Annotated in this window: 21 protein-coding genes and 1 tRNA gene; 10 read left to right on the top strand and 12 right to left on the bottom strand. The window is 71.6% G+C overall.

Annotated elements, in window-relative coordinates; genetic code table 11:
• Positions 1 to 102 precede the first annotated feature (102 nt).
• Entirely contained in the window at positions 103 to 1,800 is a 1,698-nt protein-coding gene (locus tag OG293_RS22860) for a glycosyl hydrolase family 18 protein (protein ID WP_406000643.1), read from the top strand.
• Between the two features lie 214 nt (positions 1,801 to 2,014).
• On the opposite strand, the gene OG293_RS22865 is transcribed toward OG293_RS22860, so the two are convergent.
• Positions 2,015 to 3,832: a putative bifunctional diguanylate cyclase/phosphodiesterase gene (locus OG293_RS22865; RefSeq protein ID WP_406003686.1), complete on the bottom strand. Its 1,818-nt coding sequence runs from the start codon at positions 3,830 to 3,832 to the stop codon at positions 2,015 to 2,017.
• A gap of 398 nt (positions 3,833 to 4,230) precedes the next feature.
• Here OG293_RS22865 and OG293_RS22870 point away from each other — a divergent pair, with 398 nt between their 5' ends.
• Positions 4,231 to 5,439, top strand: a complete 1,209-nt coding sequence (locus OG293_RS22870) for a M6 family metalloprotease domain-containing protein (RefSeq protein WP_406000644.1) — start codon at positions 4,231 to 4,233, stop codon at positions 5,437 to 5,439.
• A 101-nt stretch (positions 5,440 to 5,540) separates the two neighbouring features.
• Here OG293_RS22870 and OG293_RS22875 read toward each other — a convergent pair.
• From OG293_RS22875 to OG293_RS22905, 7 genes are all read right to left on the bottom strand, one after another.
• Positions 5,541 to 5,614 (bottom strand) — tRNA-Lys (locus OG293_RS22875).
• Positions 5,605 to 6,261: a bifunctional DNA primase/polymerase gene (locus OG293_RS22880; protein ID WP_406000645.1), complete on the bottom strand. Its 657-nt coding sequence runs from the start codon at positions 6,259 to 6,261 to the stop codon at positions 5,605 to 5,607. The genes OG293_RS22875 and OG293_RS22880 overlap by 10 nt, the downstream gene beginning before the upstream one ends.
• Before the next feature lie 127 nt (positions 6,262 to 6,388).
• Complete coding sequence (locus tag OG293_RS22885) at positions 6,389 to 6,730, bottom strand: hypothetical protein (RefSeq protein ID WP_406000646.1); 342 nt, start codon at positions 6,728 to 6,730, stop codon at positions 6,389 to 6,391.
• Positions 6,731 to 6,963: 233 nt separating this feature from the next.
• Entirely contained in the window at positions 6,964 to 8,301 is a 1,338-nt protein-coding gene (locus tag OG293_RS22890; RefSeq protein WP_406000647.1) for an AAA domain-containing protein, read from the bottom strand.
• Positions 8,298 to 9,884, bottom strand: coding sequence for a hypothetical protein (locus tag OG293_RS22895; RefSeq protein ID WP_406000648.1), 1,587 nt, complete (start codon positions 9,882 to 9,884; stop codon positions 8,298 to 8,300). Before OG293_RS22895 ends, OG293_RS22890 begins: the two co-directional genes overlap by 4 nt.
• Entirely contained in the window at positions 9,875 to 11,068 is a 1,194-nt protein-coding gene (locus tag OG293_RS22900) for a hypothetical protein (RefSeq protein WP_406000649.1), read from the bottom strand. The genes OG293_RS22895 and OG293_RS22900 overlap by 10 nt, the downstream gene beginning before the upstream one ends.
• Positions 10,998 to 11,876: a phosphatase PAP2 family protein gene (locus OG293_RS22905; RefSeq protein ID WP_406000650.1), complete on the bottom strand. Its 879-nt coding sequence runs from the start codon at positions 11,874 to 11,876 to the stop codon at positions 10,998 to 11,000. The genes OG293_RS22900 and OG293_RS22905 overlap by 71 nt, the downstream gene beginning before the upstream one ends.
• Before the next feature lie 182 nt (positions 11,877 to 12,058).
• Here OG293_RS22905 and OG293_RS22910 point away from each other — a divergent pair, with 182 nt between their 5' ends.
• On the top strand, positions 12,059 to 12,658 hold the full coding sequence (locus OG293_RS22910; RefSeq protein ID WP_406000651.1) for a histidine phosphatase family protein: 600 nt from the start codon (positions 12,059 to 12,061) through the stop codon (positions 12,656 to 12,658).
• A gap of 159 nt (positions 12,659 to 12,817) precedes the next feature.
• Here the strand turns inward: OG293_RS22910 and OG293_RS22915 are convergent, their stop codons facing one another.
• On the bottom strand, positions 12,818 to 14,209 hold the full coding sequence (locus tag OG293_RS22915) for a tetratricopeptide repeat protein (protein WP_406000652.1): 1,392 nt from the start codon (positions 14,207 to 14,209) through the stop codon (positions 12,818 to 12,820).
• Between the two features lie 239 nt (positions 14,210 to 14,448).
• On the opposite strand from OG293_RS22915, the gene OG293_RS22920 reads away from it, so the two are divergent.
• Positions 14,449 to 14,904 (top strand): hypothetical protein, encoded by a 456-nt coding sequence (locus tag OG293_RS22920; protein WP_406000653.1) that lies wholly within the window; start codon positions 14,449 to 14,451, stop codon positions 14,902 to 14,904.
• Between the two features lie 33 nt (positions 14,905 to 14,937).
• Positions 14,938 to 15,816: a spermidine synthase gene (locus OG293_RS22925; RefSeq protein ID WP_406000654.1), complete on the top strand. Its 879-nt coding sequence runs from the start codon at positions 14,938 to 14,940 to the stop codon at positions 15,814 to 15,816.
• A 116-nt stretch (positions 15,817 to 15,932) separates the two neighbouring features.
• Here the strand turns inward: OG293_RS22925 and OG293_RS22930 are convergent, their stop codons facing one another.
• Positions 15,933 to 16,481: a hypothetical protein gene (locus OG293_RS22930; protein ID WP_406000655.1), complete on the bottom strand. Its 549-nt coding sequence runs from the start codon at positions 16,479 to 16,481 to the stop codon at positions 15,933 to 15,935.
• Between the two features lie 144 nt (positions 16,482 to 16,625).
• On the opposite strand from OG293_RS22930, the gene OG293_RS22935 reads away from it, so the two are divergent.
• From OG293_RS22935 to OG293_RS22950, 4 genes are all read left to right on the top strand, one after another.
• On the top strand, positions 16,626 to 17,327 hold the full coding sequence (locus tag OG293_RS22935) for a response regulator transcription factor (protein WP_406000656.1): 702 nt from the start codon (positions 16,626 to 16,628) through the stop codon (positions 17,325 to 17,327).
• On the top strand, positions 17,324 to 18,733 hold the full coding sequence (locus tag OG293_RS22940) for a sensor histidine kinase (RefSeq protein WP_406000657.1): 1,410 nt from the start codon (positions 17,324 to 17,326) through the stop codon (positions 18,731 to 18,733). The genes OG293_RS22935 and OG293_RS22940 overlap by 4 nt, the downstream gene beginning before the upstream one ends.
• Before the next feature lie 135 nt (positions 18,734 to 18,868).
• The gene (locus OG293_RS22945) at positions 18,869 to 20,341 is read left to right on the top strand and encodes a cellulose binding domain-containing protein (protein WP_406000658.1); all 1,473 of its coding nucleotides are present in this window, start codon (positions 18,869 to 18,871) and stop codon (positions 20,339 to 20,341) included.
• A gap of 262 nt (positions 20,342 to 20,603) precedes the next feature.
• Positions 20,604 to 21,050, top strand: a complete 447-nt coding sequence (locus tag OG293_RS22950; protein ID WP_406000659.1) for an HAD family hydrolase — start codon at positions 20,604 to 20,606, stop codon at positions 21,048 to 21,050.
• Here OG293_RS22950 and OG293_RS22955 read toward each other — a convergent pair.
• Positions 21,037 to 21,231 carry a DUF397 domain-containing protein gene (locus OG293_RS22955; RefSeq protein ID WP_406000660.1) on the bottom strand — a complete coding sequence of 65 codons (195 nt, stop codon included), beginning with the start codon at positions 21,229 to 21,231 and terminating at the stop codon, positions 21,037 to 21,039. The genes OG293_RS22950 and OG293_RS22955 overlap by 14 nt on opposite strands.
• Positions 21,232 to 21,241: 10 nt before the next feature.
• Positions 21,242 to 22,123: a helix-turn-helix domain-containing protein gene (locus OG293_RS22960; protein ID WP_406000661.1), complete on the bottom strand. Its 882-nt coding sequence runs from the start codon at positions 22,121 to 22,123 to the stop codon at positions 21,242 to 21,244.
• Between the two features lie 164 nt (positions 22,124 to 22,287).
• On the opposite strand from OG293_RS22960, the gene OG293_RS22965 reads away from it, so the two are divergent.
• A complete protein-coding gene (locus OG293_RS22965; protein ID WP_406000662.1) occupies positions 22,288 to 22,695 on the top strand; it encodes an ATP-binding protein in 408 nt (135 codons plus the stop codon).
• The last annotated feature ends 15 nt before the right edge of the window (positions 22,696 to 22,710 follow it).

Consider the following 22,710-nt stretch of genomic DNA (forward strand, 5'->3'; position numbering starts at 1 on the left):
AATGGTCTAGTCCTCATTTGGTTCAGACCATTGACTCGGGGGTGGCCGGATCGCTATCTCTTCTTCCACTCCTGTTCCGCACACCCCCCTCGGAGGAAGCCTGTGCGCTCCCGCAGACCCCTGATCGCCGCGCTCACGAGTGTGGCGCTCGCCGCCGGCGCCCTGGCCGCATCCGTCGGCCTGGGCTCGGCCCAGGCGGCCGACGCCGCCGTGTCCACCGGCGGGGTGAAGATCGCGTACTACGACCAGTGGAGCGTGTACGGCAACGCCTTCTACCCCAAGCACCTCGACACCCGCGGCATCGCGGGCAAGCTCGATGTCATCAACTACTCCTTCGGCAACATCCACCCCACCGACCTGACCTGTTTCGAGGCCAACAAGGCCGCCGGCGACGACGCCAACCCCAACGCCGGTGACGGCGCGGGCGATTCGTACGCCGACTACCAGCGGTCCTTCGCCGCGGCGGACAGCGTCGACGGAGTGGCCGACACCTGGAACCAGCCGATCGTCGGAGTCTTCAACCAGTTCAAGGAGCTGAAGGCGAAGTACCCCAAGCTGAAGATCAATATCTCGCTCGGCGGCTGGACCTACTCCAAGTACTTCCACGACGCGGCCAAGACGGACGCGAGCCGCAAGAAGCTCGTGGCCTCCTGCGTCAAGCAGTACATCGCAGGCGACCTGCCCGTCGAGGGCGGCTACGGCGGCGCGGGCACGGCGGCCGGGATCTTCGACGGCATCGACATCGACTGGGAGTACCCGGGCTCGGCGAGCGGCCACCTCGGCAACCACTACGGCCCCGAGGACAAGGCCAACTTCACGCTGCTGCTCGCGGAGTTCCGCAAGCAACTGGACGAGTACGGCACGGCGCACGGCGGAAAGAAGTACCTGCTGACGGCGGCGCTTCCGGCCGGCCAGGACAAGATCAAGAACATCGAGACGGACAAGATCGGCGCGTACCTCGACTACGCGAACATCATGACGTACGACATGCACGGCGCCTGGGACGCGGACGGGCCGACGTACCACCAGTCGCCGCTGCACTCCCCGGCGTCCGACCCGACGGACCCGATCGCGCCGGGCACCCAGAAGTACTCGGTCGACAACGCGATCGACGCGTGGCTGGACGGGAACGCGGCGTACGGAATCGCGGGCGGCTTCCCGGCGAACAAGCTGACGCTGGGGTACGAGTTCTACTACCGCGGCTGGAAGGGCGTCCCGGCCGGCGCCAGGAACGGCCTTGCCCAGTCCGCGACCGGCGCGTCGACCGCGCGGCCGGTGAGCCGGCAGCCGGGCATCGCGCACTACAAGGAACTCGGCGGGATCGTCGACAACGCGGCGACGACCTTCTGGGACGACGAGGCGAAGGCGGCCTACTTCTACAAGGACGGGGAGTTCTTCACCGGCCTCGACAAGCGGGCGATCCAGGCGCGGGCGGACTACGCCCACAACCGGGGCCTGGCGGGGGCGATGATGTACTCCCTGCTCGGCCTGGACGAGGGCACGACGCTCCTGAACGACATCGTGACCGCGGTCGGCGGCTCCCCGACGACCCCGGACCCGACGCCGTCCCCCTCGAACCCGACACCGTCCCCCTCTCCGTCGAACCCGACCCCCAGCCCGACCCCGAGCACCCCGCAGACGGGCTGCACGGCGGCGGCCTGGTCGAGCACCGCGGTGTACACGGGCGGCGGCCTGGTCTCCCACAAGGGCCACACCTGGAAGGCCCAGTGGTGGACGCAGGGCGAGGAGCCGGGCACGACGGGGGAGTGGGGAGTCTGGCGCGACCAGGGCGCCTGCTGATCCGAGGCGGGGCTCCGGGGAGGAAGACCGGAGCCCCGCCCTCCAGGTCCGACCCGGTCCCGTGACCCCCGGTCCCGGCCCGGACCCCGAGCGCCGGCGAGGCTTCATCAGCAGCCCCGTGTCCCCCCACAGGCGACCGCCCCCCCGCCGGAACGTCCCTCCGGCCGGGGGCGGTTCGGTGTCCGTACGCGGCCGAGCGCTGCGCGCAGGGACGTCAGGCAGGCAGCGACGTGACCCCGATCAGCTCGGCGATCTGCTCCGCCGCCACCGCCCGGGAATACAGCCAGCCCTGCCCCGTGTCACAGCCGATCCGGCGCAGGCGCGAAGCCTGGCCCGCCGTCTCCACGCACTCCGCCGTGACCGTCAGACCCAGCCGGTGCGCCAGTTGGACCAGCGCCTCGACGATCGTCTCGTCCGCGGGGTTCGGATGCGCCTCGTCCTGGAAGCCGCGGACAAACGATCCGTCGAGCTTCAGTACGGATACCGGCAGCCTGCTCAGATACGCCAGGTTCGAGTACCCCGTACCGAAGTCGTCGATCGCGATCCGCACGCCCATGTCGCTCAGCGCCTGAAGTGCCTGGAGCGGGCGGCCCGCCGAACCCATCACCGCGGACTCCGTCAGCTCCAGCTGCAGCAGATGCGGCGCGAGGCCCGTCTCCGCCAGGATGTCCGCCACGTCCGCCACCAGGTCCGAGTCCCAGACCTGGCGTACGGCGACATTGACGCTCACGAACAGCGGCGGTGTCCGAGGGTGGTCCTTCTGCCACTGGCGGGCCTGGCGGCAGGCCGTCCGCAGGACCCAGCGGCCGAGCTGGACGATCGAACCGTCTTCCTCGGCAATTCCGATGAACCGATTCGGCGCTAGTGTGCCGAACTGTGGATGATTCCATCGGACCAGTGCCTCGACGCCCCGCGTGACTCCGTCGGCCATCCCCACCAGCGGCTGGTACTCCAGCGCGAACTCCCCGCGCTCCACGGCCGGCCGCAGCGTCGAGGAGAGCGCCTGACGGGTCATCCGGTGCGCGTTGCGCTCGGGGTCGAAGAGGGTCCAGCGGGCCTTGCCGTCGGCTTTCGCCCAGTACAGCGTGGTGTCCGCGGCCTGCATCAGACCCGTCGCCGTCGTCCCCGACACCGTCCGCTCCACGACGCCGATCGACGCCGAGACCGACAGCCGCTGCCCGGCCAGGTCGAACGGCAGCTGGAGCGCGGCCAGTACGGACCGCGCGAGGTCCGCGAGCTGTTCCGTCCCGGTCGAGTCCTCGACCAGGATCGCGAACTCGTCACCGCCGAGCCGCGCCACCAGATGGCCGCCGCCGCGGCTGTGGCCGTCGCCGTCCGCGCACTCGGTCAGCCGAGCCGCGACCGCCGCGAGGAGCCGGTCGCCGACGCGGTGCCCGAGCGTGTCGTTGACCGCCTTGAAGCCGTCCAGGTCGAGATAGCAGACGCCGATCCGCCCGGTCGATCCGTGGTCGTACGCCGATGACTCGAGCGCCGTCGACAGCCGCTCGAAGAACAGCGTCCGGTTGGGCAGCCGGGTCACCGCGTCGTGCATCTGCAGATGGCGCAGCCGCGCGTGCAGTTCGCGCCGGTCGCTGATGTCCGCGATGGAGAGCAGCACATTGCGGCTGTCGGGCACGGGAGCGACGGTCACCTCGGCCCACAGGGTGCGTCCGTCGGGGTGTTTGAGGCGGCGCGTACAGCGGAATCGGGAGCGTCGGCCGCGCAGCACTTCGCGGTACGCGTGCCAGGTGCGGCGGTCCGACCCCAGGTCGACGAGATCCGCCGCGAACTGTTCCTGGAGGGTCGCCTGCTCGATGCCGAGCAGCGCCGCGAACGCCGCGTTGGCGGTGGCGACCAGGCCCTCGTGGTCGACGACCGCCATCGCGAGATGGGCGGCGTTGAACGCTGCCCGGTAGTCCCGCAGTTCGGCTGCGGTCCGGCCGACATTGTGACGCTCTGTGACCGACGGTCGGAAGGTACTCCCGGGGACTGCGACTCCCGCGGGCCCTTTTCCTTCGGAGGTTCCGCTCACCGCTTGCTCCCGCAGTGCAGTTGTGGCGTACAGGGTCGTACAGATGTGGTCGGGAAGTCGGGAAAGTGTGCCGATCATAGAGGCTGGTCCCTGGGCCGTTCCAGCGATGAGGCCTCCCGGGAGTCGTTCCCAGTCCTCCGGTCGATCGTTTCTGCACAGGTCTTGGCCTTGCTCGATTCCCCACTGACCGAATGTGACGTTCTGTGAGCCATCGGAGTGTCGGCGGGTCTCGGGTCGGTGTCGGGCCGGTGTCGGGTCGGTCACCCGAGTGGGGCAGCGGAACAGGGCGTACCGGTGCAAATCAGCAGAAGGTGGGTGAGGTGTCCAGCATTCCGTAGCCGGAGGTCCACGTGGAGGGTCAGCAACCGTCCGAGGGAACACCCGGGGGAGTGGAACGCGTGCGCCTGCGCAGCGCCGCTGCCGCCCTCACCTCCCTCATGGCGCTCGCCGCCACGTCCTTGGTCGCCGGACCCGCGGTGGCCGCCACCGCGGAGGGGCCGTGCGCCCTGTCCCGCACGGCCGCGCACCATTCCCTGGGCCTCGACACCTGGAACGCCGCGTATCCGCGACCCGCCGAGCGTCTCGACGCGGTCATGATCTTCCTGTCTTTCCCGGACCACCTGCCCGAGAACGCGCCGGGCGATCTCGCACGCGACCACTTCCCGGCCACCAGCACCTTCTTCTCGCGCGCCTCGTACGGAAAGTTCGCCCTGCGCGCCGACCCGCAGCACCAGTGGGTCCAGATGCCGCAGGCCTCGACGGAGTACGGGATAAGGCGGGACTGGCAGTCGAAGCGGCGGAGCGCGTATCTGCGCGACGCCGTCGAGGCAGCCGACGCCACCGTGGACTTCTCCCGCTACGACATCGTCTATCTGGTCGCCGACCCGGACGCCCCCGGCGTGGACTCCGACGCCACGAAGGTCGTGAACTTCGACCGGCCGCTGCACGCCGACGGCACCGACATCAAGCGGATCGTCACCGTCTTCGAGCGTCATCCGCCGGACCGCAATGTGCTGGCCCACGAGACCGGGCACGTCTTCGACCTGCCCGACCTCTACCACCGGCCGACCGACGGCAAGGGGGACTGGGACACATATGTCGGGGACTGGGACGTGATGGGCAGCCAGTTCGGGCTGTCCCCGGAGCTCTTCGGCTGGCACAAGTGGAAGCTCGGCTGGCTGGACCGGCGGTCCGTGAAGTGCGTGAGCCGTACGGACGTGCTCACGCTGGAGCCGATCGGGGCCGCGCCCGTCCGGGGCGGAACCCTCGGCACCCGGCTCGCGGTCGTGAGGACCGGCGAGGACACGGTGGTCGCGATCGAGGCGCGCAGCTCGACGGGCAACGACGGGACGACCTGCACGGAGGGCGTGCTGATCTACCGCGTCCGGGCCGAGACGGCCTCGGGCGGCGGCCCGGTCGAGGTCGTGGACACACACCCGGGGACCGAGGCGTGCTGGGACCGGTCGGTGTTCCCGCCGCTGGCGGATGCGCCACTGGGGGTCGGCGAGACGTTCACGGTGCCGGGCGCGCCGGGAGAGCGGGTCCGCGTCGAAGTGGCGGACCGGACGCGTACGGGGGCGTGGACGGTCAAGATCACTCCGGTGTAGTCCGCGCGGGGCGGGGGCCGCGGTGCGGTGTCACGGGCCTGGACGCGTGTCCGGGCGCACGAAAAAGCCCCTCGCTGTACGCGAGGGGCTTTTCCCGTCTGTGCGCCGCCAGGGACTCGAACCCCGGACCCGCTGATTAAGAGTCAGCTGCTCTAACCAACTGAGCTAGCGGCGCCTGCTGACGTCGTAGACCTTAGCATCCTGATCGGCGCGAGGAAAAATCGATAGAGCGACGCTCGGGGACGAGGCCGCGCGGGCGGCTCGCACACAGGCCCAGAGGACCACCTCAGGCCCCGGAAGCCAGGGGTGTCGGGTGTCGGGAGCCACCAGCCAGCGCGGTTCCCGGCCGGCGCGGCCCTCGGTCAGCGGCGGAATGGTCACCGCGTCGCCGATGCCGTGGCAGAGCATCGGCGGCACCGCCTCGCCCCACTCCTCCCAGTCCAGCAGGGACGGCAGCCGCTGGGCGGTGCCGGGGGCGGCGAAGAGCAGCATCCGGCCGCGGTGCATGGCGACGGGCCCGGAGCCCGGACCCTCGTCCCAGAGCCGGTCGAGCATGCGGCGCCCGAAGATCGTCGGCACGTTCACGATGTCGAAGACCGTGCCGCAGGGCAGGACGGCCGGGGTGGTGGGCCGGGTCCCCCACAGGGCGAGGGTGGACCGCGGATAGGTGTCGGCGGAGGCGAGCCAGTGCGCGCCGGGCGGGGTGACCTGCGCGACGTGATGGCCGCCCTCCTCCCGCAGCAGGGCGAAGATGTCCGTCCGGCGCTCCTCGTGACTGGCACCGGGGGTGACCAGGGAGCCGTCTCGCAGCCATGCGCTCATGCCACAAGATGTACCCGGAGTGACAGGCTCGTTTCTGAGAGTTGGCGGAAACGGGGACAGCGGAGGGTGGGTGGGCGTATCTTGTGGGCCCGCATATGCCAGACGCGCCGTGCCCTCGGTACGGGTTTTACTGCTGGGATCCGCCTCGCCCCAGCTCGCGGCCGAATTCGATCATCTTTTTGGCATAGTCCTCGGTCCACTCCGCCCGCTGGGCGATCTCCGCGGGGGTCAGCCGGTCGAACCGGCGGGGGTCGGCGAGCTGGGCCGCCGCGAGGGCCTGGAACTCCACCGCCCGGTCGGTGGCCGCCCGGAAGGCGAGCGTCAGCTCGGTCGACCGCGCCAGCAGCTCCCGGGGGTCCTCGATGGACTCCAGGTCGAAGAAGTGCTCGGGGTCGGCGGCAGCCTCCGACGGCTCGAAGAGCAGCGGGGCCGGCCGTAGCTTTCGCTCGCTCCGCTCGGGTTGCGCCATGTGGTTCTCCTCCTCGCACGGGTCGGCCCCTGTCCCGGCCGCCCCCCTCTGACCTTGTTCCCTGATCCTGTTCCCCGGCCGCTCTCCGCCCGTGGCCGCCTTCCATTGTCCCGGCAACCGCAAGGGGACCGGGGGCGTGTCCGCAAAGTAACCGGTGTCCGCCCCGGGGGCGGGCTTCGGGGCGAGAGTGCGTGCAGGGCGTCGCGGACCTGGCAGGACCGTACGGACACGGCCTAAGGACTCCAGCTCACCCGGTGTTCCGAGAGATGCGCCAGGACGGCGTGGCTCGCCTCCCAGCCGTCCGGAAACTTCACCGTGACGCCCAGCTGGACCGGCTCCGTCGAGGGGTGCTCGTCCAGCAGGTCGCCCACACCCGCGCGGCACACCACGATGCAGGCGTGCCGGTGCCGGGAGACCAGCACGCACAGGCGTCCCGTCTCCAGATGGAACGCCGTCGCGTCCGGGCGGCCCGACAGCGGGTGCAGCACGACCGTGACATCGAACTCCCGGCCCTGGAGGCGGTTCGCCGTGTCCACGGTGACATCCGCCACGCCCACCTCGGCGAGGGCCGCGCGCACCGCCGCCGCCTGGTCGCGGTGTGCCGTGCCCACCGCGATCCGGTCGGCGGTCACCGGGACCGGATCGGGTGAGCGCTCCGAGACGGCCGCGCCGCCCCGGTCGAGCAGCCGGCGGACGACCTGTGCCACCGCCCGTACCGCCTCGGGGTCCGTGCGGGGTGTGTGCCGGGCGGGCAGCTCCAGCAGGCCCCACCCCGAATCCGAGGCCTCGTCCAGTACCCGGTCGGGCCCCGAGCCGTCCGACGCCACGCCGAAGGCGAGCCGTCGCTCGCCCGCGCCGGTGCCGCTGCGGAAGGGCGTGTACGGATAGAAGGCGTCCGAGACGAGCGGCGCCGCGGACGCCGGCAGCCGCCAGGAGACGGGGAGCCGGTGCTGCGGCAGGTGAGGGTTGTGGGCCAGCAGCGTGGAGACCGCGCTCGCGGACGGGTCGTAGGAGAGGCCGGCCCACTGCTCCGCGCCGACGATCGAGAACGGATCCAGCTGCCCCGGGTCGCCGACGAACAGCGCCCGCTCGAAGAGCCCCGCGACGGCGAGCAGCGCGTCCGAACGCATCTGGTACGCCTCGTCCACGATCGCGTGCCGCCAGGGCTCGACGCCCTGCACATGCGCCCACTTCGCGGCGGTGGAGATGACCACGTCCAGGCCCGCGAGGTCGCCCGCCTTCGCGGACTTGCGGACGTTGTCCAGTTCGTCGAGCGCCTTGTCGTACGGGTCGGGGTCATTGCTGTGCAGCCTCCCGACCGGCAGTCCGGGCTCCTTCTCGGCGAGCCGTACCACCAGGTCGTCCACCTGGGCGTTGGTCTGCGCGATGACCATCAACGGGCGCCCTGCGGCAGCCAGTTCACATGCCGCGTTCACCACGAGCGTGGACTTGCCCGCCCCCGGCGGGGAGTCCACGACAACGCCGCGGTGGGTGCCGTGCAGGGTGTCGTCGAGGATCGCGGCCGTGGCCCGCGAGGCCTCGGCGGCCGGATCGAAGGCCTGCCCGCTCACAGAATGTCCTCCGGGGTCACTGGATCGGGCCCTTCCGCCGCGGTGCCCGGTGGGCCGCCATGGGTCCACGGGGTCTCCTCCGGGTCCGGGAGCTTCGGCCCGCCCCGCTGGTCGTGTTCGAACAGGGTCCAGGCGACGCGGTCGCCCTTGTCCGGTACGGAGCCCTGCGCCGGGTCCTTGGAGCGGCCCATCCGGTCGGTGAGCCGCAGCACGAGCGTCCCGTCCGGTTCGTACCGTACGAACTCGGCCGTCTGCTGCCTGCCCTCCAGCGAGCGGTACACCTTCGCCCGCTCGGCCAGCTGCGGCCGGTCGTCCGTGCGGACCGTGAGCAGCGGGCGGGGGCTCGGCCTCTTCGACTCGGACCAGGCCATCACCACCTCCCTCACCTCGCCGAGGAACGCCTCGCCCGCGAGTCTGCGCCCCGCCAGCACCAGCGGGTCGTCCAGCGCCTCCTGCGCCTCCAGCTGGGCCTGGGCGCTCTCGCGGGAGGCGAGCTTCCGCGCGGCCGTCACCGCGTCGTCGCGGCGGGGCTGTGGTGGCTCGCCCGCCCGGACGCGATCGCGGTGCGCGGTGAACGACCAGCGGTCGCGCGTCCAGCGCTCGGCCGCCCGGGACCCCTCCGGCAGCGCCCGTACGAGCTCCAGGCTGCGCCACACCGCGTGCCAGGTCGGCGTCAGCTGGGTCAGCAGCAGTCGGCGGATCTCCCGCTCGGCGACGGTCAGTTCGCCGAGCCGGTCATCCGCCTCGGCTCCGTCCTGGGCCGCGCCCAGCGCCTGGCGGGCGCGGTCGTACCGTTCCACGGCAGGGGCCAGCAGCCGGTTGTCGAAGGCCGGGTCGGTGGCCGGACCGGCCGGTGGGCAGAGCAACTGCCCGTCCCGGTCCCGCGCCAGCTCCGCCCGCCGCGCCGCCCCGGCGCCCGACTCGCCCTCAGGGGGGTCGATCCAGGCGAGCAGCGCTCCCAGGTGCTGGTCCTCCAGCGTCGACTGGCCGGTCGCCCAGTGGCGGCCGAGCAGATCGGTCGCCGCGAGCAGCAGCGAGGAGCCGGGCACCCTGGCCCGCTCGCCGTAGTGCGTCAGCCACCGGCCGAGGAGCGGGACGCGCGGCGGCGCGGGGTAGGGCGCGTCGGGGTCCTGCTCCGCCGTGCGGCGGAACCGCATCGACCGCCCCAGCAGCCGGACGAAGTCGATGCCCGCCCGCCCGGGAACGATCAACTGCGGTGCGTCCGCGCACAGTTCGACCTCGACCTTGACCCGTTTGCCGGTCTCCGGGTCGGTCTCGCCGCGCTCGGCGGGCTCGATGTCGTCGGCGTACGCGTCGAGATGGGGGAGCACCGCGTCGGCGAACTCGGCGAGAAAGGCGAAGCGCAGATCGCGGTCGCGCGGCTGCGCCACGGCCAGCAGGCGCGGCTCGTCCTCGTCGGTGCCGACCAGGGCGCCCAGCGGAGCCCCCGCCTCACCGGCCGTGGTGAGCGGCACCAGGACCAGGGGCCGCTCGGACAGATGCCGGTGCCGTACGGTCGCGAGCGGTGTGGCGCGGCCCGACTCCGCGGCCTCCAGCCGCGCGAGGGCGGAGATCAGCGACATCCGGCGGACTCCAGGGGCTCGGCGTTCTCCAGGATTCCGGAGCTCTCCTCGGCCGCGGCCGCTCCCGGGGACCGGGCCGTCTGCAGGGCCTCGGCCCGTAGCGCCGCCGCCCGGCGCAGCGACGCGACCGCCGGATCGTCGGGATCGCCCGCCTCGCACCGGGCCGCCGCCAGGACGTCGCCGATGGTCGTCAGACCGCCGAGTTCACCGCGCAGGCCGCGCCCCAGCGCCTCCACCACACCCGACTCCCTGGCCCGCTCCCGGCAGTGGAAGGCCAGCTCGCAGGCTGCCAGACAATCGGGGGCGTAGGCCGCGGAGACCGACTCGACGGCGGCCGTCAGCTCCTTCGTCCCTCGCTCGACGTCGAAGGTCGTGCCCTCGGGGAGGGTCGCGGCGATGTCCTCGATCCGGGTCAGCCGGGCCAGCTGCCGACGGGTGACCGACAGCTGTTTGCGTACGTCGACGGCGGACGCGGTCGGCAGATTGGAGAAGTCCCTGGGGCAGACCAGCAGTACCGAATGGGCCACCCGTGCGCCGGCGGTCAGCGCGGCGACCCGCTCCAGGGCCAGTACGTACACGGCGGCCTGGCGGGCGGCAGCGCCCACCTTCGCCGCATCCGCCGACGCGTCGATCATCGGGAAGGACTTGATCTCGACGACCGTCCACTGCCCGTCGGGGTGAACCACCACCGCGTCCGGCTCCAGATAGGCGGGGGAGCCCGCGACCTCCAGCGCCAGCATCGGATGGTCGAGCAGAGTCCACGTCCGCGCGGACGTCGCGTCCCGCAGCGCCAGCGCCGTGCGCGCCGCGCGTCCTTCGGGCCCGGCCGCCGACAGATCCGGGACCGTGACATCCGCCGGGGAGTCCACACCCAGCAGCCGTGTCAGCTCCTTGCCGCCGTCGGCCTTGACCTTCGCCTCGAAGGCATGGCCGCGCATGAACGCGAACTGCGACTGCCCGAACGCCGCCGGCGATCCCAGCGCGGAGGCGAGCGCAGCCTTGTCCACCCCGGCGCCGTCGAGCAGCGCGCGCCGCTTGCAGCCGGGGTTGGCGGCGAGGGCGGCCAGCGCGCGGGCGTCGAGCGGCTGTGGCTGGGCGGCGGGGCCGCGCAGCTCAGCAAGCCGCTGCCGGAGTGCTGTCGTCGGCGCCTGCGGAGGTGGTCCGCTGTCCAGGGATTCGCTCACCCGCGGAAGTCTCGCATCCGGCACTGACAATCGGGGACTTCACGGCGGATGCGGCGGGCAGGAAGCGGGTGCGCATCCGGTCGGCGAGGCGTAGCGCGGGCCGTGTCAGCAGGGCGCCGATGCCCATCACGGCAGCACCGGCGACCGCGTCGAGGAAGTAGTGGTTCGCCGTGCCCATCACCACGAGGGTGGTCAGCAGCGGGTAGGCGACGCCGAGTGTCCTCATCAGCGGCGTACGCCCGTGCCGCCAGAGCATCACGCCGCACCACAGGGCCCAGCCGACATGCAGACTCGGCATCGCGGCGTACTGGTTGGTCATCGCGCCCATGCCGCGCGGCGCGCTCGCCTCGCCGCCCCACCAGCCGTACGAGCTGTACTGGGCCATGGTGTCGACGAAGCCGTGGCCCGCGTCGAGGAGCCGCGGCGGGCAGGTCGGCAGGAGCGTGAAGCCGGCGAGGCCGAGGAAGGTGGAGAGCAACAGCCAGGTGCGGGCGGCCCGGTAGCGGACGGGGTGGCGGCGGAAGAGCCAGACCAGGATCGCCGGGGTGACCAGATAGTGCAGCGAGGCGTACGCGAAGTCGGCCGGTATGCCAAGGGCGGGGGTCTTGGTGAAGAGACGGTTGAGCGGGTGCTCGGCGTTGAGGAGGAGTGCCTTCTCGGCCCGGAGTATCGCTGTGCCGTGCTCGACCGCGGTGGACACGTTCCCGCGTGCGAGCAGTCGGCCGGCGGAGTACGCGGCGTAGACCACGGCGATCAGCATCAGCTCGGTCCACCAGCGGGGCCGGTGGCGGGTCGCGGTGTACGGCATCCGAACGTGTCTCCAGTGTGTCCAGGCAGCCCATCGGCCGCCGCCCAACCGTACGGTGTACGACAACGTGTTCAGGCATCGGGTCCAGCCTGTAGGGGACGCCGGGATCGCCCGGCAGGTTGCCCTGCGTTCAGGTGCGAGATGATGGAGCGACACCGCAGGTGAACCTCAGGAGAGCTCTCATGGCACCGCGCATCCTGCTCGCACGGCACGGCCAGACCGAATGGTCGCTGCTCGGCAGGCACACCGGCAGGACGGACATCCCTCTCCTCGAAGAGGGCAGGCGCGGGGCGAAACTCCTGGGTGAGCGGCTGCACCGGGACCCGTGGTCGGGGCTCAAGGGTGTCGAGGTCCGCACCAGTCCGCTGTCACGGGCGAGCGAGACGTGCGCGCTGGCCGGGTTCGGGGACAGGGCGTCTGCCTCGGACGCGCTGATGGAGTGGGACTACGGCGCGTACGAGGGTCTGACGCCGCCGGAGATCCGGGCGCTCGCCGGTGACGACTGGTTCATCTGGCGGGACGGGGTCCGGGACGGCGAGGCGCTGCCCGAACTGGGCGCCCGCGCGGACGAGGTGGTGGAGTGGGCGCGCTCGGCCGACCGTGACGTACTGGTCTTCGCGCACGGCCACATCCTGCGGGTGCTGGGAGCGCGCTGGCTGGGGCTCGACCCGTCGTTCGCGGCGAGGATCAAGCTGGATCCGACCTCGCTGTCGGTGCTGGGATGGGCGTACGGAGAACCGGCGGTCGACCGCTGGAACGACACGGGCCACATGGAGGCCTGACCCGGGAGCCGGGAGCCGGGGGCCGGGACCGACCGGGGGCCGGGGCCGACCGGGGTCCGGGGCCGGGCCGACCGGGAATGGTGGCCTGCTCCGGACCGGAACCGGGTCGGGAACCGCGTCCGGAACCCGGTCCGGAACCGGGTCCGTTCCGGACACGGCCTATGGCAGCCGCAGCGCCTCCCCGAACCGGTCCAGGAACGCGCCCACGCCGCCTGTGCCCGCTTGCGGGGCCAGCACGCGTGCCGTCTCCGCGAGCATCGACTGGATGCGCGACGACTGGACCCCCTCCAGGAGGTCGAGCACCTGCTGACCGGCCTCCGCCGACTCCTCGGGGGCGCCGGCGTGGGCCAGGTCGGACGCCAGTTCCGCCCGGTACAGCGCCAGGTTGCGGGTGAAGCGGCGGTCCTGGAGCGAGGCCGCGCGGCGCGCATGGCGGGCCGCGCGGGGCCATTCGCCGAGCGCCGACCAGCACTGGGCCTGGAGCGCCTCCAGCTCCGGCTCGCCGAAGAAGGACATCCACTCCGGGTCCGCCCCGCCGCCCGCTCCCCGGTCGAAGTACGTGTGCGCGCGGGCCAGGGACTTCTCGCAGGCCGTACGGTCCCCGAGCCCGGCCCAGCCCCCCGCCTCCCGCAGGGAGAGCAGCGACAGCAGCCGCGGCGACCCCAGCTGCCGCGCCGCCTGCTGGCCCGCCTGCGCGGAGCGGACCGCCTCCCGGTGCCGGCCCGCGTCACGCGCCAGGAAGGACGTGTTGCAGAAGGCATGCGCTTCGAGCGCGAGGTCACCCGCCACCCGTGCCGTCGCCAGGGCCTCCCCGTAGTGGGAGCGTGCGTCGTCGAAACGGCCCGAGTCGTGCGCCAGCCAGCCCACCGAGATGGCGAGTTCGCCCGCCCCCGCGTGCAGCCGGTCCGCGGTCGAGCGGCGCGCCGCCGTCCCCGCGTCGAGCAGCGCGTACGCCGCCCGTAACGGCTGCGCCGCCCGCCGGTAGAGCCCGTCCGCTCCGTGCCGGTCGTCGAGCAGCCGGATCCGGCGCACCGCCTCCTCGACGGCGTCGACCTCCGCTTCGCCGACCCGGCGCTGTGCGGGCACGAAACCGAGTCCGAGCCCGAGGGACGCGGCTGCCACCGTGGTGGGGCCGCTCGTCATGAACACGCGACGCAGCACGTCGCTCTCCTCGTCGATGTCACTGATCTTGCTGTTGTCGCCCGGCGGCCCGTCGAGCGGACAGAGGGGGTGGACCCGTCCGCCCCCTCGGCGCCCGCCGCGTACCTGCTCCCGCGCCGTGAACCCCAGATCCGCCAGCGTGAGACCGGGGAACATGTGCAGGAACACCCGCTCGTACGCGTAGTTGGGGCAGCGGATCTCGCCGGCCTCGACGCGCCCGATGTAGCGGGCGTCGCACGAGACCTGTTCGCCGATCTCCCGGGCTGCCTTGCGTACGGCCGCCGCGAACTCCCCGGGCGAGCGCTGTCCGCGCAACCGGCGGAAGGCGGTATTGGGGGCCGCCCGTGATGCCTGCCGAGCCTGCCGTGCTGCCTGTGACGACGACGCCATGGCCGAGCCTCTCTTGGTGCACCGTGTTCCGGCGGAGCAAGAACGTACCTGCTGTGATGGGCCGCACACACACGGTTTGCCTACAAAAGGGATATCTCCCCCTTGATCTGCCATGAAATGCCATCCTTTGCGGCGACGCGCCGCCGTAGCCCTTTGACACGTACGGGCGTTGAACCCCCTGGAGGCGCGGTGAGCGTCACCACTCGAGCGAGGAGGGGATCTTCTTGTTGGAGGTCGGCATGGAGACCAGCGCCCTTGGCGGCTCACGCGCGACTGCGACGACCGCTCGCCACACACCAACCCCGGACAGCAGTGCGCCACCGCGCCCCGCACCGCACGGCGACAGCGCCGAGCCCTGCGATCTGGTGACCGTCCCGGCCCGGCAGGGCCTGGAAGCGGTCGACATCCTGCGGCGCGGCGCCGGCCCCGCCGTCGGCCCCGTCCTGCACGACGGAAGCTGCGACACTCTCGGCTTCCTGGTGCCGCCCGGCACCGCGGACGGGTGGGACATGCCGGGCAGCGCCTGTACGCAGACGTCGGGCCGCGGACTGCGCGTCCCCGCCGAGCCGCCGGTCACCGGCTCCGGCTGGCTGCTGCCGCCGGACGACGCGGACGCGGTCACCGACCCGGTGGTGCTGCGCGAGGCGCTCGGCGAGGCGGCCCGGCTGATCGAGGCCGCGGACAACTGCCGCTGAGCCCACCGTCGCGGTTGCGCCGATAATGGGCTGATGGCACGGAAGCGGCGCAGTGGTACGGGCGGGGCAGGCGGCCCCGAACCCGTCGTCGAGCAGGTCGACGGCGGGCTGGCCGAGCTCATACCCGACCGCGAGCGTCCGCGCGGCTGGACACTGCTCCTGGACGGCGCCCCGCAGTCCCATGTCGACCTCGACGACCCGGTGCATCTCTCCTTCGAGTACCAGCGCCGCCTCGGGCATGTCATCGATCTCGTCGCCCCGCCGGGTCGCGCCGTGAAAGCCGTGCATCTCGGCGGCGGAGCCTTCACCCTCGCCCGCTACACAGCGGCGACCCGGCCCCGGTCCACCCAGCAGATCGTGGAGTTGGACGCGCTGCTGGTCCAACTGGTCCGCAGACAGCTCCCGTTGGATCCCGGCGCCCGGATACGCGTGCGGTCCACCGACGCCCGCGACGGACTCGGCAAGATCCCGGACGGCTGGGCCGACCTCGTGATCGCCGATGTCTTCAGCGGGGCCCGGACGCCCGCGCATCTGACCAGTACGGAATTCCTCGCCGAGGTGCGCAGGGTCCTCGCCCCGGACGGGCACTACGCCGCGAACCTCGCCGACGGGCCGCCGCTCGCCCATCTGCGTGCGCAGATCGCGACCGCCGCCACCGTCTTCCCCGAACTCGCGTTGGCCGCCGACCCGACCGTGCTGCGTGGCCGCCGCTTCGGCAACGCCGTGCTGCTCGCCTCCGAGGTTCCGCTGCCCGTGGCCGAACTGACCCGCCGTGTCGCGAGCGACCCGCACCCGGGCAGGGTCGAACACGGAAAGGCGCTGGCCGACTTCACGGGCGGCGCGCACGTGGTGACCGACGCGAGCGCCAAGCCGTCACCGGTGCCGCCGCCTGCGGTGTTCCGGGACCGGTGACCGCGAAACGGACGGCCGCGCACGTCGCCGGTGCACAACACCCTGGGTCCCGGGCCGTGCCTCAGGGCTGTTCCGCGATCCCCACCGGGCGCCCGACGCCGGCTACGGCACAGCCTTCAGCGGTCGTCGAACTCGACCATCGGCGGATGACCGTTCCATGTGCAGAACACCGAGACCTCACGGCCGTTGCGCGTGAACGTCACCCGGATCCACTCCGGCTGCTTCCAGACCTGCATCTGCCAGCCGGCGTCCGGTGTCGCCGTCACCAGCTCCGCCGACGCGGTTCCGATGTCGAAAACGACCCGGCCGCCGTCGACCGTGTAGCCCTTCACGTTCCCGGACGCGGGGGGCGGGTAAGCGGGCCTCAACGACGGCGACTTGCCGGTGCGCTTTTTCCCGCCGGGTGTGGAGGCGGGCGGCTTGCGGTTCCCGTCCCGTTCCGCCGGCTTCGACGCCGGAGGTGGCTGCGGCCGGTTCGTGGAGGAGACCTGCGGCCCCGCGCCCTGGATGATCGCGGCGTCGGCGTTGATGGGAAGCGCGCGCGGCCGGTCGTAAGCGGTCCCGGACATGACGGTGTGAACGCCCCACCAGGACAGCGTGACCGCGGCTCCGGTGGACAGTGACCACGCCAACGCATGTACGAGTCCTCGATGCATCTCAGCCATACTGCACCACGAGCCCCACCTCTGTCCTCACACCGCCTCCACAACATCTCGCCTGGCCCGCTGCGCCGTTCGGGCGGACAGTGAGACATTGCGGACACTCCCTCGGGAGGACCCGGCTCCTCCGGATGGCGTACGGTGCCGCCCATGGCAAGTGTGCTCGTGGTCGAGGACGACCAGTTCGTGCGCTCCGCTCTCATCCGGCACTTGACCGAGGCTTCCCACACCGTACGGAGCGTCGGCACGGCCCTTGAGGCGCTGCGTGAGGTCGCCCATATCCGGTTCGACGTGGTCATCCTCGACCTCGGCCTGCCCGATCTGGACGGGGCCGAGGCGCTGAAGATGCTGCGCGGCATCACCGACGTCCCCGTGATCATCGCGACCGCGCGGGACGACGAGACCGAGATCGTCAGACTGCTCAACGACGGCGCCGACGACTACCTCACCAAGCCCTTCTCGGTGGAGCACCTCTCGGCCCGGATGTCGGCCGTACTGCGCCGCGCGCGGGCCGCGGCGGACGAGGCGCAGCCCAGCAGGGTCATCCAGGTCGGCGGTCTGTGCATCGACCCGCTACGCCGTCAGGCCGAGCTGGACGGCACGGCCCTGGACCTCACCCGCCGCGAGTTCGACCTGCTGGCCTTCCTCGCCGGACGGCCCGGTGTCGTCGTACCGCGCAAGGAACTGCTCGCCGAGGTCTGGCAGCAGAGCTACGGCGACGACCAGACCATCGACGTCCATCTGAGCTGGCTGCGGCGCAAGCTGGGCGAGACCGCGGCCAGTCCCCGCTATCTCCACACTCTCCGCGGCGTCGGCGTGAAGCTGGAGCCGCCGAACGAAGACATGTCATGAGGTGGGCGCTGGTCAAGGTCTCCCTCGCCGTCACCGTGATGGTCGTGGTCGCCTTTGCGATACCCCTCGGTCTCGTCATCAAGGAGATGGCCAGGGACCGGGCCTTCTCCAACGCCGAGCGGCAGGCCGCCGCGATCGGCCCCACGCTCTCCATCACCGCCGAATATGACCCGCTGGAGCGAGCCGTTCTCTCCACCCAGGCCGGAGCTGCGGGGCGGATGGCCGTGCACCTACCGGCCTCCGACGAGGAGGGCAGCCTGCCGGTGAACATCGGCACCCGCCGGGCGGCGCAGAAGGACCTGGCGACCACGCAGCGGCTCGGCCGCGCCTCCATCACCGAGGTCCCGGGCGGTTCCGCGCTGCTCCAGCCCACCGCCATCAGCACCGGCCAGATCGCCGTCGTCGAGGTCTTCGTGCCGGAGAACGAGGTCTCCAACGGAGTGGACACCGCCTGGCTGGTGCTCGCGGGCGTGGGTGTCGCGCTGATCGTCGGCTCGGTCGCGGTCGCCGACCGGCTCGGGATCCGGATGGTGCAGCCCGCCCAGCGGCTCGCGGGCGCGGCGCACGACCTCGGCGAGGGCAAGCTCGGGGCGCGCGTCCCCGAGGAGGGCCCGACCGAACTGCGCTCGGCCGCGGTCGCCTTCAACTCCATGGCCGACCAGGTCGTCCAGCTTCTCGCCAACGAACGCGAACTGGCCGCCGACCTCTCGCACCGCCTCCGTACCCCGCTCACCGTGCTGCGCCTCAACGCGGCCTCGCTCGGCGAGGGGCCCGCCGCCGACCAGACCAGGGCCGCCGTCGAGCAGTTGGAGCGCGAGGTCGACACGATCATCCGCACGGCGCGCGACGCCAAGCCGCAGACCATGGCGGCCGGCCCCGGCGCGGGCTGCGACGCCGCCGAAGTCGTACGGGAACGGATGGACTTCTGGTCGGCGCTCGCGGAGGACGAGGGCCGCAAGGTGCGGGTCGCGGGTGTCGACCGACCCGTGCGCATCCCGGTCGCCCGCCCCGAACTGGCCGCCGCCCTCGACGCCCTGCTCGGCAATGTCTTCCGGCACACCCCCGAGGGCACGGCCTTCTCCGTCGACGTCCACAACGGCGACGACGCGGTCATCGTCCTGGTCTCGGACGCGGGTCCTGGCATCTCCGACCCGGAGGCGGCGATGACCCGCGGCAACAGCGGGGCCAGGGACGGCTCGACCGGGCTCGGCCTGGACATCGTGCGCCGGGTGGCGGAGTCGACGGGCGGCGACGTACGGATCGGAAGCTCGGTGCTGGGCGGCACGGAGGTACGGATCTGGATCGGGCTGGACCCGCGCGAGGCCCTGGGCGGGGAGCGCCGCCGCGGCCACCGCGGAACGGTCAGGCGGCGCAAGCGGACGAAGGCGACTGGTCTCTACCTTTAATCGCTTCCCATCTCTTCCTTAAGGCCGCCCTAAGAAGCTCGGCCCCCGAACCGAACCGACCGTTTGTCCGTTTCCCTGCCGCTAGCGTGCTGCGCACCACCCCCTCATCTCCCGTATCGCAGAGGCAGGCACGCAATGGGCAGCAGTACGCACCGGCGCAGGGCGAGCGTCAAGACCAAGGCGGTCGGCGCCTTTGTCGCCGCCGCGGTGATCGGGGGCGCGGCTCTCGCACTCACGGGCACCGCGCAGGCCGCGTCCGTCGGCGCCGCGTACACCAAGACCAGTTCCTGGACCGGCGGTTACACCGGCCAGTACGTCATCACCAATGACACCGACAAGGCACAGTCGGACTGGACACTCGAATTCGATCTGCCCGCGGGCACCACCGTCAGCTCTCTGTGGAACGGCGAGCACAGCGTCAAGGGCCAGCACGTCACCGTGAAGCCCGCGAGCTGGAGCAGGCAGCTCGCGCCCGGCGCCTCGGTCACCGTCGGCTTCGTCACCGCCGCGAGCGGCAGCGCTGCCGCCGCCGACCCGACGTCATGTGTCATCAACAAGATCAAGTGTTCCGCCGGCGGGGGATCGACCCCCGAGCCGAGCGGCCGTCCGACCAAGCAGCCCAAGCCGACCCCCACCCCGACGGCGAGCACCACCCCCAGCAAGCCGCCGACACCGGCCCCCACACCCACCCCGAAGCCGACGCCGACCGGGAAGCCCGGCGCCCGCTTCGCCCCGTACGTCGACACCTCGCTCTACCCCGCGTACGACCTGGTGGACACGGCGACCAAGACCGGGGTCAAGCAGTTCAACCTCGCCTTCATCACGTCCGGCGGCGGCTGCGCACCCTTGTGGGGCGGCGTCACCGACCTCGGCAGCGACAAGGTCGCCTCCCAGATAGGTGCGCTGCGCGCCAAGGGCGGCGACGTGCGGGTCTCCTTCGGCGGCGCGGCGGGCTCGGAGCTCGGGCTGAGGTGCTCGTCCGCCGGCGAACTCGCGAAGGCGTACGGCAAGGTCATCGACGCCTACAAGCTCACCAAGGTCGACTTCGACATCGAGGGGGCCGCCCTTCCGGACAAGGCCGCCAACTCCCGCCGCTCGCAGGCGATCGCCCAGCTCCAGAAGTCCCACCCGGGCCTGGATGTCTCCTTCACGCTGCCGGTCATGCCGGAGGGTCTCACCCAGCCCGGTGTGGACCTGGTCGCCGACGCCAAGAAGAACGGCGTGAAGGTCTCCGCGGTCAACATCATGGCGATGGACTACGGACCGGCCTACAGCGGTGACATGGGCCAGTACGCGATCTCGGCGGCGACCGCCACCCAGGCACAGATCAAGGGTGTGCTCGGCCTCTCGGACGCGGCTGCGTGGAAGGCCGTCGCCGTCACTCCGATGATCGGTGTCAACGACGTGGCCACCGAGATCTTCAAGGTCGACGACGCCAAGCAGCTCGTCGGCTTCGCCAAGTCGAAGGGGATTGGCTGGCTGGGGATGTGGTCCTCGACGCGTGACAAGGAGTGCGCGGGCGGTGCGAAGCCCTCCGCGGACGCGACCTGCTCCTCGATCGTCCAGAAGCCGCTCGCCTTCACGAAGGCGTTCGGCGCCCTGAAGTAGTGGCACGGCCATCGGTGCCCGTGAAGCGACCGCACGGCCACCGGTGCCCGTGAAGCAACATCCGTGACCAGCTGTCACCCCCAGCCCACGCGTCCCGGCCGGACTTCCCCCACCCCGGCCGGGACGCGTGTTTCACATCGACCGTTCACCACCACGATCGTCCGGATGCGCCGACGGGGACTTCCCGCTGTCCGGTCGGTCCGGGGTGGGGAAAACCCCCGCGCGGTTGAGTGATGCGGGGCCGCACATCGTATTGATGGGTATGAAGGACACGGTTGCCCCGATCACTTCCATCACGGCCAAAACACGCCAAGTCCCGCGCAGGGCCGCCTTCTTCGACGTCGGCGGCACGCTGGTGCGGCAGGCCCTGTGGAACGAACCCGGTCTCGCCGCGTACATGCGCCATGCGCTGGCGGGCGATCTGATGGTGCTGGTCTCCAGCTCCCCGCTGCCCGTGGTTGCCCCGCTGGCCGCCCGCCTGGGCGCGGACGAGACGTTCACGTGTATGCGAGGGCAGGGCAAGGGATACGCCGCACGCACGCTGATGCGGGAGTACGGCTTCGACCCGGCGGACTGCCACGCGTACGCGGACGAGGCCGCCGACCTCGCCCTGCTGGCCGAGGTCGGCAACCCGGTGGTGGTGGGCGACGATCCGGTACTGCTGCGGCACGCCCGGCGCTGTACGTGGAAGGTGCTCAGCGGGGACTGAGGCGGTTCGATTTGATGGCGTCGAGGAGGGCGGCGAGCGCGGTGGACGTGGTGATGGCACTCTGCTCCGGCCGGTCGCTCTCGCGGAGGTGGACCAGCCCGGCGGCGTCGGCGGCCACCTCGACGCATTCGCCCTGGCCGCCGGTGCTGTACGAGGACTTCTGCCATGTGAGTTGGGACATCCGACTCCCCCTACAGTGCGTACATGATGTGCTGGATGAGGCTGATGGAGTCCCGGTTGTCGTGAGCCTCCGGCGCGGCCTGCGGGTCGACGGGATCGAATGCCAGTCCGGACAGCCGCTCGAACATCTTGCCGTATTCGTCGATGTGCTCTCCATCCCCCAGGAAAACCGTGTTCAGGGGGTGCTCCAGATAGACCGTGTCGAGCTCGGGAGTAGGCCCGGCGAAGAGGACGAACGGGCGGCTGAAGGCCGCGTAGGCTCCCCGCTCGAACGGGAAGATCTGCAGCGTCACATGGGGCAGCCGCGCCAGCTCGATCAGGCGCAGAAGCTGCCTGCGCATGGTGTGTGTGCCGCCGGTGTGGACGCGCAGCGCGGCCTCGTGGACGACCGCGTGGTACGGGACCGGGTCCGGGCCGGTCAGGGTGTGCTGCCGGGCCAGCCGGAACTCGACGTACCGGTCGGTCGGGTCACCGTTGCCGCCGGTCGCGCGCACCACGGCCTCGGCGTACTCCTGGGTCTGGAGCATGCCCGGGATGAACAGCGGCTCGTGGATACGGATGCCCGAGCAGCGGGACTCCAGCGCCGCCAGGTCCAGGGCGCTGCGGCTCATCACGTCGCGATGGCCGTCCCACCAGCCCGTGCCCGGGTCGGCGGCCATCTCCAGGAGGCACTCGAAGTAGGCGCCGGGCGGGCAGCCGTACTCCCGCAGCAGCATGCGCAGACGGCTGTGGCCGAGGTCGATCCGGCCCGCCTCGATATTGCTGATCCGTGTGCGGTCCGCGTCGAGCAGCGCCCCGGCCCGGTCGCCGGAGAGTCCGGCGCTGTTTCTGAGCTTGCGCAGCTCCAGGCCGAGCCGGCGCTGGCGCTCGCTGGGATTGCTCCTCGGTGGCATGTGTGCGACCTCCTGCGACGCAGTCTCGCGGAGATGAACTTCCATAATCCACAAGGTCGTTCGCGACTCACCCACATCGGTGACACGCCGCGGAAACGGTTGCAACCAACATGAACGGCTGTCTACGGTCACAGGCACCGCACCCCCCACCTGGAGGCACCCGTATGGAGGACGCCCCCGGCGGAGACGTCTCCCTCGTCTTCCCGCCCGACCCCTTGTGGGTCCGCGCCGCGCGCGAGACCGTCCGAACGCTCCTCGCCGCGACCCGGCGGACGGAGCGGGCCGACACCGCGGTCCTCCTCACCTCCGAGGCGGTGACGAACGCGATCAACGCCTGTGTCCTCAAGGGCTGCACCGCCCCCGTCACCCTCTTCGCCGGATGGACGGACGATCACCGGCTGCGCATCCTCGTGCACGACGAGGCGCCCGGTGTCCCGGCTCCGCGGACCGCCGCCGACGAGGACGAGAGCGGTCGCGGCATGCAGCTGATCTCGTACGGCGCGGATGCCTGGGGGGTGTGCACCCAGGGCCCGGGCCCGGGCAAGGCGACCTGGTTCGAACTGATTCACTGAACTCCGGGGGGTGAT

Origin of the sequence: Streptomyces sp. NBC_00829, from assembly GCF_045161795.1 — a bacterium.
Taxonomy (GTDB): Bacteria; Actinomycetota; Actinomycetes; order Streptomycetales; family Streptomycetaceae; genus Streptomyces.

What these genes read in the sequence shown, in the direction of transcription:
- OG293_RS22920 (WP_406000653.1), top strand. Translation starts at nt 14,449, where the DNA reads ATGGAGACCAGCGCCCTTGGCGGCTCACGCGCGACTGCGACGACCGCT.
- OG293_RS22965 (WP_406000662.1), top strand. Translation starts at nt 22,288, where the DNA reads ATGGAGGACGCCCCCGGCGGAGACGTCTCCCTCGTCTTCCCGCCCGAC.
- OG293_RS22940 (WP_406000657.1), top strand. Translation starts at nt 17,324, where the DNA reads ATGAGGTGGGCGCTGGTCAAGGTCTCCCTCGCCGTCACCGTGATGGTC.
- OG293_RS22935 (WP_406000656.1), top strand. Translation starts at nt 16,626, where the DNA reads ATGGCAAGTGTGCTCGTGGTCGAGGACGACCAGTTCGTGCGCTCCGCT.
- OG293_RS22945 (WP_406000658.1), top strand. Translation starts at nt 18,869, where the DNA reads ATGGGCAGCAGTACGCACCGGCGCAGGGCGAGCGTCAAGACCAAGGCG.
- OG293_RS22880 (WP_406000645.1), bottom strand. Translation starts at nt 6,261, where the DNA reads ATGAGCGCATGGCTGCGAGACGGCTCCCTGGTCACCCCCGGTGCCAGT.
- OG293_RS22910 (WP_406000651.1), top strand. Translation starts at nt 12,059, where the DNA reads ATGGCACCGCGCATCCTGCTCGCACGGCACGGCCAGACCGAATGGTCG.
- OG293_RS22885 (WP_406000646.1), bottom strand. Translation starts at nt 6,730, where the DNA reads ATGGCGCAACCCGAGCGGAGCGAGCGAAAGCTACGGCCGGCCCCGCTG.
- OG293_RS22960 (WP_406000661.1), bottom strand. Translation starts at nt 22,123, where the DNA reads ATGCCACCGAGGAGCAATCCCAGCGAGCGCCAGCGCCGGCTCGGCCTG.
- OG293_RS22905 (WP_406000650.1), bottom strand. Translation starts at nt 11,876, where the DNA reads ATGCCGTACACCGCGACCCGCCACCGGCCCCGCTGGTGGACCGAGCTG.
- OG293_RS22895 (WP_406000648.1), bottom strand. Translation starts at nt 9,884, where the DNA reads ATGTCGCTGATCTCCGCCCTCGCGCGGCTGGAGGCCGCGGAGTCGGGC.
- OG293_RS22930 (WP_406000655.1), bottom strand. Translation starts at nt 16,481, where the DNA reads ATGGCTGAGATGCATCGAGGACTCGTACATGCGTTGGCGTGGTCACTG.
- OG293_RS22955 (WP_406000660.1), bottom strand. Translation starts at nt 21,231, where the DNA reads ATGTCCCAACTCACATGGCAGAAGTCCTCGTACAGCACCGGCGGCCAG.
- OG293_RS22950 (WP_406000659.1), top strand. Translation starts at nt 20,604, where the DNA reads ATGAAGGACACGGTTGCCCCGATCACTTCCATCACGGCCAAAACACGC.
- OG293_RS22925 (WP_406000654.1), top strand. Translation starts at nt 14,938, where the DNA reads ATGGCACGGAAGCGGCGCAGTGGTACGGGCGGGGCAGGCGGCCCCGAA.
- OG293_RS22915 (WP_406000652.1), bottom strand. Translation starts at nt 14,209, where the DNA reads ATGGCGTCGTCGTCACAGGCAGCACGGCAGGCTCGGCAGGCATCACGG.